13 protein-coding genes are annotated in these 14,645 nt (G+C 71.5%); 7 read left to right on the forward strand and 6 right to left on the reverse strand.

Annotation, left to right across the window (positions count from 1 at the left end; genetic code table 11):
- Position 1: 1 nt before the first annotated feature.
- Positions 2–616 carry a maleylpyruvate isomerase family mycothiol-dependent enzyme gene (locus ABZW60_RS18165; RefSeq protein ID WP_355478165.1) on the reverse strand — a complete coding sequence of 205 codons (615 nt, stop codon included), beginning with the start codon at positions 614–616 and terminating at the stop codon, positions 2–4.
- 85 nt (positions 617–701) lie between these two features.
- On the opposite strand from ABZW60_RS18165, the gene ABZW60_RS18170 reads away from it, so the two are divergent.
- The 6 genes from ABZW60_RS18170 (at position 702) to ABZW60_RS18195 (ending at position 8,601) form a co-directional block, all read left to right on the forward strand.
- Positions 702–1,916 carry a helix-turn-helix domain-containing protein gene (locus ABZW60_RS18170; RefSeq protein ID WP_355478167.1) on the forward strand — a complete coding sequence of 405 codons (1,215 nt, stop codon included), beginning with the start codon at positions 702–704 and terminating at the stop codon, positions 1,914–1,916.
- Between the two features lie 162 nt (positions 1,917–2,078).
- Positions 2,079–3,959 (forward strand): PQQ-binding-like beta-propeller repeat protein, encoded by a 1,881-nt coding sequence (locus ABZW60_RS18175; protein WP_355478169.1) that lies wholly within the window; start codon positions 2,079–2,081, stop codon positions 3,957–3,959.
- Positions 3,956–5,902, forward strand: a complete 1,947-nt coding sequence (locus ABZW60_RS18180) for a hypothetical protein (protein ID WP_355478171.1) — start codon at positions 3,956–3,958, stop codon at positions 5,900–5,902. Before ABZW60_RS18175 ends, ABZW60_RS18180 begins: the two co-directional genes overlap by 4 nt.
- A 16-nt stretch (positions 5,903–5,918) precedes the next feature.
- On the forward strand, positions 5,919–7,151 hold the full coding sequence (locus ABZW60_RS18185; RefSeq protein WP_355478173.1) for a DegT/DnrJ/EryC1/StrS family aminotransferase: 1,233 nt from the start codon (positions 5,919–5,921) through the stop codon (positions 7,149–7,151).
- Positions 7,148–7,876: a hypothetical protein gene (locus ABZW60_RS18190; protein WP_355478175.1), complete on the forward strand. Its 729-nt coding sequence runs from the start codon at positions 7,148–7,150 to the stop codon at positions 7,874–7,876. Before ABZW60_RS18185 ends, ABZW60_RS18190 begins: the two co-directional genes overlap by 4 nt.
- A complete protein-coding gene (locus ABZW60_RS18195; protein WP_355478177.1) occupies positions 7,870–8,601 on the forward strand; it encodes an amidohydrolase family protein in 732 nt (243 codons plus the stop codon). The genes ABZW60_RS18190 and ABZW60_RS18195 overlap by 7 nt, the downstream gene beginning before the upstream one ends.
- Positions 8,602–8,708: 107 nt before the next feature.
- On the opposite strand, the gene ABZW60_RS18200 is transcribed toward ABZW60_RS18195, so the two are convergent.
- From ABZW60_RS18200 to ABZW60_RS18215, 4 genes are all read right to left on the reverse strand, one after another.
- Positions 8,709–9,230 (reverse strand): GNAT family N-acetyltransferase, encoded by a 522-nt coding sequence (locus tag ABZW60_RS18200; protein ID WP_355478179.1) that lies wholly within the window; start codon positions 9,228–9,230, stop codon positions 8,709–8,711.
- 44 nt (positions 9,231–9,274) lie between these two features.
- Positions 9,275–9,607, reverse strand: coding sequence for a hypothetical protein (locus ABZW60_RS18205; RefSeq protein WP_355478181.1), 333 nt, complete (start codon positions 9,605–9,607; stop codon positions 9,275–9,277).
- 72 nt (positions 9,608–9,679) lie between these two features.
- The gene (locus tag ABZW60_RS18210) at positions 9,680–10,555 is read right to left on the reverse strand and encodes a type II CAAX endopeptidase family protein (protein ID WP_355478183.1); all 876 of its coding nucleotides are present in this window, start codon (positions 10,553–10,555) and stop codon (positions 9,680–9,682) included.
- Positions 10,556–10,558: 3 nt separating this feature from the next.
- Complete coding sequence (locus ABZW60_RS18215) at positions 10,559–11,143, reverse strand: TetR/AcrR family transcriptional regulator (RefSeq protein ID WP_355478185.1); 585 nt, start codon at positions 11,141–11,143, stop codon at positions 10,559–10,561.
- A gap of 46 nt (positions 11,144–11,189) precedes the next feature.
- Here ABZW60_RS18215 and ABZW60_RS18220 point away from each other — a divergent pair, with 46 nt between their 5' ends.
- Positions 11,190–13,604 carry a glycoside hydrolase family 3 C-terminal domain-containing protein gene (locus ABZW60_RS18220; protein WP_355478187.1) on the forward strand — a complete coding sequence of 805 codons (2,415 nt, stop codon included), beginning with the start codon at positions 11,190–11,192 and terminating at the stop codon, positions 13,602–13,604.
- A 19-nt stretch (positions 13,605–13,623) separates the two neighbouring features.
- Here the strand turns inward: ABZW60_RS18220 and ABZW60_RS18225 are convergent, their stop codons facing one another.
- Positions 13,624–14,595 carry a transcriptional regulator gene (locus ABZW60_RS18225; protein ID WP_355478189.1) on the reverse strand — a complete coding sequence of 324 codons (972 nt, stop codon included), beginning with the start codon at positions 14,593–14,595 and terminating at the stop codon, positions 13,624–13,626.
- Between the last annotated feature and the right edge of the window lie 50 nt (positions 14,596–14,645).

Below are 14,645 nucleotides of genomic sequence, written 5' to 3' on the forward strand. Positions count from 1 at the left end.
GTCAGAGCCAGGGCGGGAGTGGCGGCGCCGGTGTGCCGTCCGGGCTGACGACGTCGGCGTACGGGCGGCCGGACAGGTACGCCGCGAGCTCAGGCAGTGGCCCGCCGACCTCGGGTACCTCGCCGCGCTGGGTGCGGATGTCCTCGCACAGCGCCTCGAGGAAGTCCGCGGGGAGATCCGTGAAGGTCAGACCGCCGCCGAAGTCCACGGCGTGGATCAACACCTCGTGGGACCGCATCCACGGGATCCTGGTCGCCGGGATCGGCGCGCCCTGCGCGGTCCGGACCGGGGCCTGCCACTGCGCGTCGGTCAGCGTCGCCATCGCCGCGTCCAGCCCGGCGGACGACTCGTCGAACCACGACCGCAGTTCGTCGGCCGACCGCGACGTACCGGCCTCGATGTCGGCGTTGCGCGCCGCGGCGGACGGGTACATCGGCCGCTCCTCGCCGGTGCGCGCCCACTCGACCAAGTTGCCGAGGGCTTCCGCGTTCAGCGACAGATGCGCGGCCAGGTGCCGCCTGGACCAGCCCGGTAACAGCGACGGTGCCTCCAGGTCACCCAGTGCACTCCGGCACAGCGCCGTACCCTCGTCGATCCACTCCAGCACGCGCTCCATCAGGCGAACGTAGCCCACGTCGGCGCGGGTTCTTGCAGCGGTGGGGTGTTGTGGTGAGACTGGCCCGCATGAAGGGGGACCGCACATGGTGACGACGATCGGCGTAGTAGGACCGTCGGACCTGGTCACCTCCACCAGCCGGATCATCAAAGGACTGCGCGGTGTCGAGGTGGTCCCGCTGCGCTACCGCCGGGAGACCGACACGCCGAAGGTGATGGCCGACGCGCCCGGCAGCGTCGACGCGTGGCTGTTCACCGGTGTCGTCCCGTACCAGATCGCCGCCGCGCAGGACCTGCTGGACCGGCCGGCCGCCCACGTCGAGTACACCGGCGCCACCCTGATGCGCGCCCTGGTCCAACTGCTCAACGACGGCCAGGACGTGACCTCGCTGAGCATCGACGTCCTCGACGAGGCCGAGGTCCGGGAGACCTTCGACGAGGTCGGGCTGCCGATGCGCGGCGTCCAGGTGCTGCCGTACCGGCCGGGGCTGAGCCTCGACGAGATCGTGGCCTTCCACCAGGAGGCCGGCGCGACGGTCGCGATCACCTGCCTGCGGTCGGCGTACGAGAAGCTCCGCACCGAGCAGACCACGCTCCGCCTGGCCCCCTCGGTGCACTCCGTCCGCGCCGCGGTGAACAGACTGCTGCTCGTCCATGACGCTTTGCGCAGTGACGATGCGCAGATCGCGCTCGGCCTGGTGGAGATCTCCCCGGACGCCGAGACCGCGCTCCGGCGCGAGGCCGGGTCGCTCGGCGGCAGCGTCATCCGGTACGACGACAAGCGCTGGCTCGTGGTCGCGACCCGCGGCCCGCTCGAGCAGGCGACCGCCGCGTTCACCGAGCTCGGCATGCTGACCCGGCTGAAGGAGCAGTTCGGACCGGTCCGGATCGGGTTCGGCATCGGCGGATCCGGGACCGAGACCGAGGCCCTCGCCCGGCGCGCGCTCGGCCGGGCGAAGACGGCCGGACGGACGGCGGCCGTCGTGTCACTGCGCAACGACATCGACCTCGTCCTGGTCGGTGGAGCGCCGCCACGGGCGCAGCAGCGCTCGAAGCTGCAGCTGCTCGCGCAACGCGCCGGCCTCTCGAAGGCCACCCTCGAGCGGCTGCAGGAGCTCGTCCACTCCACCCCGGACGAGGGCCTGACCACGCGCTCGGTGGCCGACTACCTCGGCATCCAGCCGCGCACCGCGCGCCGCGTCCTGAACCGCCTCGAGCGCGCCGGCCTCGCGGACGCCACCGGCACCCAGCTCGGCACCGGCAGCGGCCGGCCGCTCGTGGTTTATCGCGTTCATCTCTGATTCCCGCTGTTGAGAAGACGCAGTCCGAACGGTTGACGCACTGACGCGCGTCCGGCTAATTTCAGCCATGACCGTAATTCGGTGCGTACTGTCCCGGGAGGCCTTGTGGACAAGCGATTCGCACGGGGATTGATTGCTCTGGTGGTCAGCTGCGCAGGGTGGGTGAGCGTTTCCGCTCCGGCCGGCGCCACGATTCCGGTCGGGACCGAAACCCCGACCGTCACCAGCCTCGGTCCGGCGTCCGCCGTGACCTCGACCAGCGTCGCCGAGCAGGTCGGCGACCGGATCTGGACCATCACCTCCGGCGTCTCCCCCGTCCAGGTCGGAGCGTTCGACCCGGTCGGCAGGACCGTCGACCGCAAGTTCTCGCTGCCGACCGGCGCCGGAGCGTGGGCGATGACCCACCTCGGCACCGACCTGTACATCGGCCTCTACACCCCCGGTGACGTCTACAAGGTCGACACCACCACCGGCACCGCGGCCAAGGTCGCGCAGTTCGGCTCGTTCATCTGGTCGCTGGCCGCGACGCCGGACGGCAGGATCGTCGCCGGGACCTACCCCGACGGCGGCGTCCACGAGTACGACCCGGCGACCGGTGCCACCAAGTCGTACGGCGCGGCCGTCGCCGGTGAGCAGTACGTCCGCAGCATCGCCGCCGACGCCACCACGATCTACGCCGGCGTCGGCACGAAGGCGCACCTGATCGCCATCGACCGCGCGACCGGCGCCCGCCGCGACGTCCTGCCGGCCAAGTACGCGGACCGCACGTTCGTCGCCACGCTCGCGCTCGACGGGACCAAACTCGCCGCGAGCCTCTCCCCCACCGGCACGATGCTGGTCTACGACACCGCCGACCTGAGCAACCCGGTCGAGGTCCAGACACCGGGCGGCGACCAGTACATCACCGCGATCACCATCGCCGGCCCGGACATCTACCTCGGCACCCGCCCCTCCGGCACCCTCTACCGGTACCGCGACAACGCGCTGACGCGCCTCGGTTCGCCGTACGACGGGGCGTACTTCAACCGGATCTTCGTCGACGGCGTCACGCTACGGGCCGAGCTGACCAGCCAGGTCGTCGACTTCGACGAGGCGAGCGGGACGTTCACCGGCACCGATCTCGGTCAGGCCGGCCTGCCGCCCGCGCCCGAGCAGGCGATGGCGATCACCGCCACGCCGACGTCCGTCCTGGTCAGCGGCAAGGCAGGCATCCAGGTGCACGACCTCGCCACCGGTGGCAGCAGCCGCACGTTCCTGCCCGGCGAGGCGAAGACCATGACCCCGATCGGGAACAGCGTCTACCTCGGCGTCTACACGCTGGCGCGGCTCTGGCAGATGCGGCCCGACGGCTCCGGCCTGCACGAACTCGGCCAGATCGGCAACGAGCAGACCCGCCCGACCGACGCCGCGTACGACGACCGCTCGCGGACGTGGCTGGTCTCCACCGAGCCCGACTACGGCAAGTACGACGGCACGCTCGTCGAGCAGCACCTGGACAGCGGCGCGCGCGAGGTGCACCGCGGCGTCGTACCGCACCAGTCGGTGCGCTCGGTGACCACCGCGGACGGCGTCGCGTACCTCGGCGGCGCTACCCGGAACAGCCTCGGCACCGACCCGATCCTGCCCGAGGCCACCGTCGTCGCCTTCGACCCGCGCCGCAACCGGGTGCTGTGGGAGTCCGCCGCGCTGCCCGACGCCCAGACCTACAGCGATCTCGTGCTGTACCGAGGCCGCCTGTACGCGACCACCGACGACGGCCGGCTCGCCGTCATCGACCCGAAGACCGGGAAGCTCGTCGGCAGTGCCACGCTGGGCACCGGTCAGTCCACGCTGACGATCGCCCGCTCCGGCCTGTACGGCACCGACAGCAAGCGCGTCTTCAAGGTCACGCCGAGCCCCAGCGGCGCTCCGGCGGTGAGCACCGCGGTCGACGGCCTGGCCGCGCAGATCTACAGCTACCCACTCATCACCACGTCCTCGACGGGCGACGCCCTGTACACGATCAAGGGCCGCGACCTCGTCCGGATCGGAGGGCTCCGATGATCATCTCCCGCCGTACGGCGCTCGCCGGCGCGCTGGCGACCGGCGCGGTCGCCGCTCTGCCCACAACCGCTCATGCGGAGGACAGTCCCATCGACGGATCCACGCTGCCCACGTCAGGTCCCGCGGTCGTCACGGCCGCCGTCGTCGCGATGGCGGTGCACGACGGCCACGCGTACGTCATCAGCCGCGGCATCGTGCCGCCCCGGCTGAGCGAGGTCGACCTGACCACCCGCCGCGTCACCAGGACGGTCGAACTGCCGACCGGCGAGGGCGGCTGGGGCATCACCGTTGCGGCCGGCAAGGTGTACGCCGGTCTCTACCCGACCGCGGACGTCTACTGCTTCGACCCTGCCGACGGGTCCGTCGTCCACGTCGGGGCCCTGGCCGGTCCCGGCGGCTTCGTGTGGGACATGACGACGGCGCCCGACGGGCAGGTGTTCGCGGTCAGCTACCCGAACGGCGCGGTCTGGCAGATCGACCCCGCGACGAACGTCCCGACCCGGCTCGGCGCGCCGGTCGCCGGTGCGCAGTACGGCCGGTACGTCGGGGCCGCGGGCAACTACGTGTACGCCGGCATCTACACGCCGTCGCAGCTCGTCGGGTACGACCGCGGTACCGGGACCTTCCGTGATCTCACGCCCGAGTCGTCGCGCGGGCAGACGTTCGGCCCGATCACCGGCGCCGGTGACCGGGTCTACGTCGGCAGCAGCAAGGCCCTGCTGACCATGGCGCTCGACGGCAGCGACGTGCGCAGCGTGCCGTTGCCCGAGGGCGAGTCGAGCGTCGACGCGATCACGGTCGCCGCCGACGGTACGGCGTACCTCACCACCCGGACCTCGGGCACCGTGTGGTCCTGCGGGCCGCAGGACACCAGCCTCACCGCGGTGGCGACACCGGCGCCGGCCGACGAGCACCGCCGGCTCGTGATGCTCGACCCGGCCACGCTGCTCGGTTCGACCGGGTCCGGCGTGCTGTGGTGGCTCGACGTCGGAACGGGTGAGTTCGAGCTGCTGGACCTCGTCGACGCCGGGTTCACGCCCGCGCCGGACAAGCCGCAGTCGATCGTGACCGGCGACCCGCACCTGTACGTCGGCGGCCACTGGGTCGTCACCGAGCACGCGATCGACACCGGCGCCACCCGCCGGATCCGGGTCGCCGGCGAGGCCAAGACGCTGACCTGGGTCCAGGGCGAGCTGTACTCCGCGCTGTACCCGAGCACCGAGGTGGTCCGGATCAACCCGCGGACCAAGGACGTGCACAGCTTCGGTCACATCGGCCACGAGCAGATCCGCCCCTGGCAGGCGGCGTACGACCCGAAGTCGAAGCTGCTCGCGATCGCGTCGGCGCCGGGCACCGGCAAGCTCACCGGCGCCCTCACGCTGCTGGACGTGCGTACGGGCGAGCTGGACGTGCGCTACGGGGTGCTCCCCGGCCAGAGCGTGATGACGGTGTCGGTCGTCGACGGTATCGCCTACCTCGGCGGCGACGTGGTCGGCGGCGGTGGCATCACGCCGACCCGCACCTCGGCAGCGATCGCGGCCTTCGACCTCTGCCGCCGCGAGCTCCTCTGGACGGTCGAGCCGCTCGCCGGAGAACGCTCGATCCAGAGCGTCGCCGTCCACGACGGCATCCTGTACGGCGTGCTGAAGCGGACCAGCGGCGCGTGGTTCACCTACGACCTGCGAACCAAAACCGTGGTCCGCGGCGCGAACAAGCTGTCCGGCTACGGCCAGATCCACACCGACCGGACCGGCGTCTACTGTGAAACCAACTTCGGCGGCAACCTGTACCAGCTGGGGCCGGGACTCGGCACGGCGAAGCTGCTCGTCAACAAGCTCGGCGACGGCTGGTACACCGTGCCGCAGCTGACCCCGGTGCGTGGCGCAAGGCACAGTGTGTGGGGTCTGTCCGACCGCGATCTCGTCCACCTGCCGTTGCCTTAAGCAAAGGATTCTTGTGATGGAGAACAGTCAGCTCGCCCGCGACGGCGGGACGCCGGTGCGCACCGATCCGCTGCCGTCGGTGATGAACGCCGGCGGCCGGCGCTTCGGCGACGACGAGGTCAAGGCGGTCGAGCGGGTGCTGCGCAGCGGCATGCTCTCGGCCACCTGGGGGACGGAGGTGCCCGCGCTCGAGCTCGAGTTCGCGTCCCTGCTCGGCGCCGGGCACGCGGTCGCCTGCAGCTCGGGGACGGCGGCGCTGCACCTGGCCGTCGCGGCGGTGAACCCGGAGCCCGGCGACGAGATCATCACCACGCCGATCAGCGACATGGGCACGGTGTTCCCGATCATGATGCAGAACGCCGTCCCGGTGTTCGCGGACGTGGACCCGCTGACCGGGAACCTGACGCCGGAGACCGTGGCGGCCGCGATCACGCCGCGCACGAAGGCCGTGATCGTCGTCCACCTGTTCGGCAAGCCGGCCGCGGTCCGGGAGCTGCGCGCGCTCTGCGACCGGCACGGGATCCTGCTGATCGAGGACTGCGCGCAGGCCTACCTCGCCCCGGTCGGCGACACGTACGTCGGCCGGATCGGGCACATCGGCTGCTTCAGCCTGCAGCAGACCAAACACATCAGCGCCGGCGACGGCGGTCTCGCGGTGACCGACGACGCGCAGCGGGCCCGCAGGATGCGGCTGTTCGCGGACAAGGGCTGGCCGCGGGACACCGACGAGCGCACCTACCTGTTCCTCGCGCTCAACTACCGGATGACCGAGCTGGTCGCATCCGTCACGCGTGCCCAGCTGAACCGGCTGCGCGGCGTCGTCCAGGACCGTCGTACGGCGGCGCTCCGGGCGACGGCCGGGATCGCGGACCTGGCCGGGGTGACGGCCCCGACCGACGGTCAGGACCACGTGTACTGGCAGTACCCGCTGATCATCTCCGAGGAGGCCGGCGACATGCGCGAATGGGCCGCCGCGCTGACCGCCGAGGGCGTGCCCGCGAACGGCGGGTACCTGACCAGCCCGCTGTACGCCGCGCCGGCCGTCCGCGAGCGGATCACGTACGGACGGTCCGGATTCCCGCTGCAGGACGTCGCGTATCCGGCCGGCCTGTGCCCGAACGCCGAGGAGCTGATCGAGCGCCGGCTGCTCGTCCTCGGCTGGAACGAGAACTACACCGAGTCCGACGTCGACGACATCGTGGCGGCGATCCGCAAGGTCCACCACGCCCTGTCCCGGAAGGAATCATGACCGACACTCCCCTGCTGCTCGACTGCGACATCCTGGTCGGGCACGACGTGACGACGGGCCGCTGGGGGCGGCCCGAGAACGTCGCGAAGGTGTTCACCGACAGCGGGATCTCGGGCGGTGCCGTGGCCGCGCTGCGGGCGGTGCACTTCGACGTGCCGTCCGGGAACGACGAGGCCCGGCAGGTTGCCGACAGCAACGGGTGGACGACGTGCCCGGTGCTCGACCTGCGGGACCCGCTCGGCGCGGAGAAGGAGCTCGAGCGGCAGCTGGCCGGCGATGTACCGCCGCGGGCGATCCGGCTGGCGCCGACCGCCCAGAGCGTCGAACCGGCGTACCCGGCCTTCGGACACGTCGTGCAGCTGCTGGTGAACGCCGGTCTGACGATCTTCGTCGAGGGCGACGTCCGCAAGGTCGGGCCCGCGCTGCGCGGGCTCGGCGCCCGCGTGGTGTTCCTCGACACGCACTTCTACTACCTCGGCGACTTCGTGCTGCTGGCCCGCTCCGAGCCCGGGTTCCACACCTCGACCCGGATGCTCACCGGGCCGGATTCGCTGGAGATCGTGGCCGCGGAGGTCGGCGCCGAGCGGCTCGTGCTCGGCTGCCGGACGCCGTTCCACGAGACCCGCTCGGTGATCCGCCGGCTGCTGACGTCCAAGCTCAGCGCCGACGAGATCGCGCAGGCCGGAAGCCGCAGTCTCACGACCCTGCTGGAGCCCGCATGCTGATCGACGTACACGCCCACTGGGGACCGTGGTTCTTCTCGATGGACGTCGCGAGCATCGACACCAACATCGACGGACTCGACCGGTTCGGCATCGACCTGCAACTGGTCTCGGCGATCGAGGCCATCGTGTACGACGCCCCGCTCGGCAACCGGTCGCTCGCCGCGCAGTTGCCCGCCGACCCGCGGCTGCGCGGGATGGTCGTCGTCGACCCGCGCCGCCTGGACGAGGCCCGGACCGACCTCGACGAGCTGCTGTCCGGCGACGGGCGGTCGCGGTGGGTCGGCGCGAAGATCCACAGCGAGTACAGCCGGACGCCGATCAGCTCCCCCGCGATGCAGGCCGCGATCGAGCTGACCACGGAGTACGGGCTGCCCACGCTCGTGCACACCTGGGGCGACACCGTCGTCGATCTGGCCGACGTCGCCGCCCGGGTGCCGGGTGCGCGGCTGCTGGCCGGCCACATGGGCGCGAACGGCTGGCCCCGGGTCCCCGAGGCGGCGGACCGCTCGGACCGGATCTGGTTCGAGCCCTGCTGGTCCGCCCCCGAGGCGAACCGGATCCGCTGGATCCTGGACCGCATCGGCCCCGGCCGGATGATGTTCGGCACCGACGCAACCCTGATCGACCCGTCCGTCGCCCTCGGTGCCCTGGAGGCGGCCGACCTGACCCCCGAGGAACACGAAGCCATCACCCACGCCAACGCCGAGGCCCTCTTCACCCTCTGACCACCACCAGGGGATATCCCCGCGAACTGGGGGTTCTTCGCTGGTACGGGAAGGAAGAACCCCCACCGCGAGGGGTTATCCCCTCGCGGTGGGCGGTGGGCGGTGGGTCAGGGGGTGACGAAGACGACGATGTCGGTTTCGGGGCCGTGGGGCTGGGGTTCGCGCCAGCCGACGTGGCGGTAGAAGGCCAGGGCGTCGTGGTTCTGGTTCCAGGCCAGCAGCCAGGCGCGGTCGCGCTCGCGGGTGACGGACTCGAGGAGGCGGCGGGCCAGGCCGGTGCCGCGGGCGTGCTGGAGTACGCCGAGCTCGTCGACCTCGAAAGCGCCGATCAGCAGCTCCCCGACCTGCTCTGCGCCGAGCCGGTCGAGCACGCTGCCGTACGCGCGGTCGGTGCGGAACGGCGCCGGCGTCGTCCAGCCGGTCAGGAACCCGGCGATCCGCCCGTCCGCGGACCGCTCGACCCACGCCCGGAACCCGTCCCGCTCCGCGTCGGACTCGAGCCGCGTGCGGAACGCGGCCCCGGTCTCCCCGGGATCGCGATGCTCGAACGGCGGCGCCGTGAACACCTCGACGTACGCCGTGGTGAGCTCGTCCGCGATCTCCAGGATGTCCCGCCCATGCGTCTGCACCGCTCCAACCTACTGATGGAGCGGTGCTTCCCGCGGGGACGCCGTCAGTTCGTCGTGACCGCCGGCTCCAGACCGGCCGGAGCACTCTCGGCCGGCCCGCTGCGCGCGGCGGTCATCGACGCCGGTGCCGCCGCGATCGTCTCCAGCTCGGTGCGGAACTGCGGAAGCATCCAGCGCAGCGGCTGGTCGAGAACGCGGGCGATGGCCGCCTCGTCGACCTTCAGCAGCGCCCCGATCCGGGCGAGCGCGTCCGGCTCGTCGGTGGCGGCGTACAGCAGGTGGACGACCTCGTGCCGGTGCGCGAACACGGCGAGTGCCGCGGCCGCCAGGCCGGCGTCGATCTCGGGCGGACTGGTGATTTCCCCGTTGACTGTCACGACACCAACAACCCGTCCGGGCCCTGATCGGTTACGTGTCGGTCTTGACAGTTGACCAATGCTCAACAGGCGTCAGCTGGGCAGCCAGGACACTTTGCCGAGCAGATACGTGGCGCCGATCAGGGCGGCGGTGTCGATCAGGGTGTGGGCGACGACGAGCGGCATCACGCGGCCCCAGCGCCGGTACAGGTAGGTGAAGATCACGCCCATGACCACGTTTCCGACGAACCCGCCGAGGCCCTGGTACAGGTGGTACGACCCGCGCACCAGCGAGCTGGTCGCGGTCGACTTGCGCACCGACCAGCCGAGCTGGTCCAGGCGGTGGTTGAGGTAGCCGAGCACGATGACTTCCTCGAGGACGGCGTTCTGCGCGGAGACCAGGATCAGGATCGGGATCCGCCACCAATAGTCGGGCAGCTGGGACGGATCGACGGTCAGGTTCGCACCGGTCGCGTGTGCACCGATGTAGAACAGCAGTCCCGCTCCCCCGACGGCGGCCGCGATCGCCGTACCGCGGCCGAGGTCGCGGAGTCGGTCCCGCAGGTCGAACCCGATCGTGTGGAACGACTCGCGCGTGCGGGCCAGGAGATGCCCGACCAGCGCGACCGGGACCAGCGCGGTCACCACCGCGAAAACCTGCCAGGACAGATCGAGCCACGGCCGCCCCGGCGCCCGGGACCCCACGATCACCGCCGTCTGTCCGCTGATCGGCTTCGCCGACGTCAGCACCCCGGCGAACGAGATGATCGCCGCAACCCCGGAGGCGCCGAGGGACAGCGCCAGCACGAGCCAGACCTCCTTCGTCAGCACCGACCGGGTGATGGCCGCGGGCTCGACAGGCGCTGCAGGTGCCGGAGTCGCGGCGGAGGGCCCGGACGCCGCCGAAGCTGCGGCTGGTGGACTGGCGAGCTCCGCCGGAGGGTCCTGGTCGTCGGCGGCACTCGTCATGGATCAACTATCGCGCGCGGGTCCAGCCAGCAGGGTGAGCAGGTGGTCGAAGAGGTCGCCGGGGTCGGTGGACAGCTCGTACTGGGACTGGATCTGGAGGCCGTCGGACAGGGCGATCAGCAGCGTGGCGATGGCGTCGGGGTCGGCCGCCGGGTTGAACGTGCCGGCGGACTGGCGGGTGCGGACCGCGTCGGCGAGGGACTCGCGGATCCCGGCGTAGCGCTCGACGAAGTACTCGTGTGAGCTGTGGTCGGGATCGCCGGCCTCCGCGGAGAACGTCGAGTACAGCTGCACGAGCCCCGGCACCGACCGGTTGTGCCGGACGATCGCGGTCAGGTTGTCGATCGGATCGGCCGTCCCGAACCGGCTGAGGTCCGCCTCGTCGCGGGCCCGGAGCACCGCCTCGAACAGCTGCTCCTTCGAGCCGAAGTAGTGCAGCATCCCGGCCTCACTCAGCCCCGCCGCGGCCGCCAGCTCGCGCGTCGACGTCTTCCGGTAGCCGTGCCGCGCGATCACCTGCAGCGCCGCCCGGAGGATCTCGGCGCGCTTCGCGACGCCCTTCGCGTACGGACCGCGGGAATTCGCCATGACCAAAACCTAGCATCACTCGGTTTTCAGACGTACAGTTTCCGCCATGAACGTCGACGACCTGCTCGCCCGGCTCTCCCTGGAGGAGAAGGTCCGGCTCCTGACCGGCCAGGACTTCTGGTCCACGCACGCGCTGCCCGCGATCGGGCTGCGCTCGATGGTGCTGTCCGACGGCCCGAGCGGCGTCCGCGGCGCGGTCTGGGACGAGCGCGACCCGTCGCTGAACCTCCCGTCCGCCACCGCGCTCTCGTCGTCCTGGGACCTCGGCATCGCGCATCGGTACGGCGTGGTGTCCGCCCTGGAGGCCCGCCGCAAGAACGTCGACGTGGTGCTCGGCCCGACGATCAACCTGCACCGCTCCCCGCTCGGCGGCCGGCATTTCGAGGCCTTCAGCGAGGACCCGGTGCTGACCGCGGATCTCGCCGCGGCGTACGTGGCCGGCGTGCAGGAGCTCGGCGTCGGCGCCACCCCGAAGCACTACGTGGCCAACGACTTCGAGACCGACCGCTTCACCGCGAACGTGGTGGTCGACGAGCGCACGCTGCGCGAGGTGTACCTGCTGGCCTTCGAGAAGGCGGTCACCGAGTCGAAGGCGTGGCTGGTGATGAGCGCCTACAACTCGATCAACGGCGCCACCGCGTCGGAGAACGAGCTGCTCGAGACGCCGCTCAACACCGACTGGGGTTTCGACGGCGTCGTCGTCAGCGACTGGACCGCCGTCCGCAGCATCGAGAGCGCCAAGCACTCGCAGGACCTGGCGATGCCGGGGCCGGTCGGCGCCTGGGGTGACGCGCTCGTCGAGGCCGTCCGGTCCGGCGAGGTCAAGGAGGAGGCGATCGACCGCAAGGTCCGCCGGATCCTGGCGCTCGCGGCCCGCGTCGGCGCGCTCGAAGGCTTCGAGAAGCCGGCCGACCCGCAGCGGATCGACGGTGTCGCCTTCGCCCGTACGGCGGCCGCCGAAGGCACGGTCCTGCTGCGCAACGAGAGCGGCGCGCTGCCCTGGGGCGACGTACAGAAGCTGGCCGTCATCGGTCACAACGCCCGGGACGCGCGCACCCAGGGAGGTGGCAGCGCGACCGTGATCCCGGAGCAGGTCGTCTCGCCGCTCGAGGGTCTGCGCCGGGCGCTACCGGACGCGGAGATCACGTACTCGATCGGCGCGATCGTCCAGGAAGGCGTCGCCGAGCTGCCGCCGGCCACCATGACCAACCCGCGGTCCGGCGGGCCCGGGGCGCACGTGCGGTTCCTCGGCGCCGACGGCTCCGAGCTGTTCGCGGAGGACCGGTTCTCCAGCGCGCTCGTGTACCTCGGCGGCGACGCACCGGTCGTCGAGACCGCGGTCTTCGAGTTCCGCACCACCTGGACGCCGACCGAGTCCGGCGCGGTCCGGCTCGGCTTCGCCTCGGTCGGCCACGGCCGGATCTTTGCCGACGGCAAGCTTCTCCACGAGGACACGGCGGTCCCGGTCGGCAACGATCTCGGCGCCGCGATCCTGTCGCCGCCGTCGGTCTCCACCCCGCTCGACGTGACCGCCGGGACGCCGGTCGAGGTCCGCGTCGAGCTGGACCTGCACACGGCCGAGGGCGGCCTGGGCAACGCGCTCAGCATCACGGTCGGCGTCGAGCCGGCCGACGAGGACCCGCAGGCCCTGATCGACCAGGCGGTCGCGGCGGCCCGGGCGGCGGACGTCGCGCTGGTGGTCGTCGGCACCAACTCGAAGGTCGAGTCCGAGGGGTACGACCGGACCTCGCTCGCCCTCCCCGGCCACCAGGACGACCTGGTCCGCGCGGTCGCGGCGGCGAACCCGCGCACAGTGGTCGTCGTGAACGCGGGCTCGCCCGTCCTGCTCCCCTGGCGCGACGACGTCGCCGCGGTGCTGGCGACGTACTTCGGCGGTCAGCAGTACGGCGACGCGCTCGCCGATGTGCTGCTCGGCCGGGTCGAGCCGGGCGGTCGCCTCCCGACCACCTGGCCGCGGACACAGGAGGACGTCCCGGTCATCGACGTGACCCCGAAGGACGGCGTCGTGCGGTACGACGAGGGCGTCCACATCGGGTATCGCGCCTGGCTCAAGGCCGGCACCGAGCCGGCGTACGAGTTCGGGCACGGTCTCGGCTACACCACTTGGGAGCTGTCGGACCTGCGCGCGAACGACCCGTCGTCGGTCGCGCTGACCGTCCGCAACCTGGGTGACCGGGCCGGCAAGCACGTCGTCCAGGTGTACGTCGAACGCCCGGACAGCACCATTGACCGTCCGGTCCGCTGGCTGGCCGGGTTCACCATCGTACGCCTCGACGCGGGCCAGGCCCGCGAGGTCACCGTCACCCTGCACGAGCACACCTTCGAGCACTGGGACGGTGGCCAATCAACGGGCTGGACCACGGAACCCGGTGCCTTCACGATCCGAGCCGGCTCGTCGGTTTCGGACCTCCCGCTCTCCACGGAGCTCGAGATCCGTTAGCTGCCCGGCTGTACGAGCTTCATCGGGGCTCGGGGCGGTTCGACGCCGGTCGCCGAACGATCCGGCGGCCGGTGTCGGACTGCCAGTACAGGACCGATCGGCCGGAGCGGCGGCGTTCCAGCAGCCCGGCGTCGGTCAGGACGCGCAGGTGGTCGGACACCGTGGCGAGCGATAGTCCGGTGGTCGCCACCAGCAGGGTCGTGCTGACCGGTTCGGAGGCCTCGACGAGGATCCGGGCGCGGTTGCGACCGAGCAGCTGGACCAGCGGTTCGTCGGGAGTCGCGGTGGTCGCGAAGATCCCGGTCACGGGGTACGTCAGCGCGAACCGGTCCGGCAGCCGCCAGCTGACGTTGACGCGCTGCGTGTGCGCGGCGATGAACATCAGGTCCCGCCCGCGCACGTCGGTCACCGGATAGTCCCAGCGATTCACCTGGATCCGCCCGTCACCCAGCCAGCGCACGTCGGGGCCGAGCCCCCGCAGCACGCCGGACCACCCCTGCTCGCTGAGGCGCGACGTCCGCGACACGATGTCGGCCTGCAGCACCCGCAGCCGCCGCGGCCAGTCCGGCTCGACCGTCTCCTTCCACACCCAGCGCAGCAGCTCGGCCACCGCGGCGGACAAGCCGGAGCTTTCGCGGAGGACGAGCGGCAACGGCGTCCGGACGACGCTCAGGTCCGCGCGGATGTGCTCGTCGTCCAGCGACGTCAGGTACTCGAGCTCCTCCTCGATGGTGAGGTCGGGCTCCAGCGGCGGCACGGTGAGGAAGTCCGCGACCCAGCTCCGCCCGAACGCGGCGTCCAGCAGCCCGGCCCAGACCGGGTACGCCGCGACGGCGGCCTGGAACGCGGCGCCGTGCGTGTCCTTCCACGGCCGGAACCACGGCTCCACGGGTGCGCGGAGCAGCTTCAGCGCGGACACCGTCTCGGTGAGCTGCGATGTACCGAACCGTGCGTTCACCAGCGTGTCGGCATCGACCAGGAACTCGGACAACGTTTCGCCTCCACCCGAAACTGTAGGTGACGCGCGGACGACGGTCGATG

Origin of the sequence: Kribbella sp. NPDC003557, from assembly GCF_040610805.1 — a bacterium.
In the GTDB taxonomy this organism is placed as follows: Bacteria; Actinomycetota; Actinomycetes; order Propionibacteriales; family Kribbellaceae; genus Kribbella.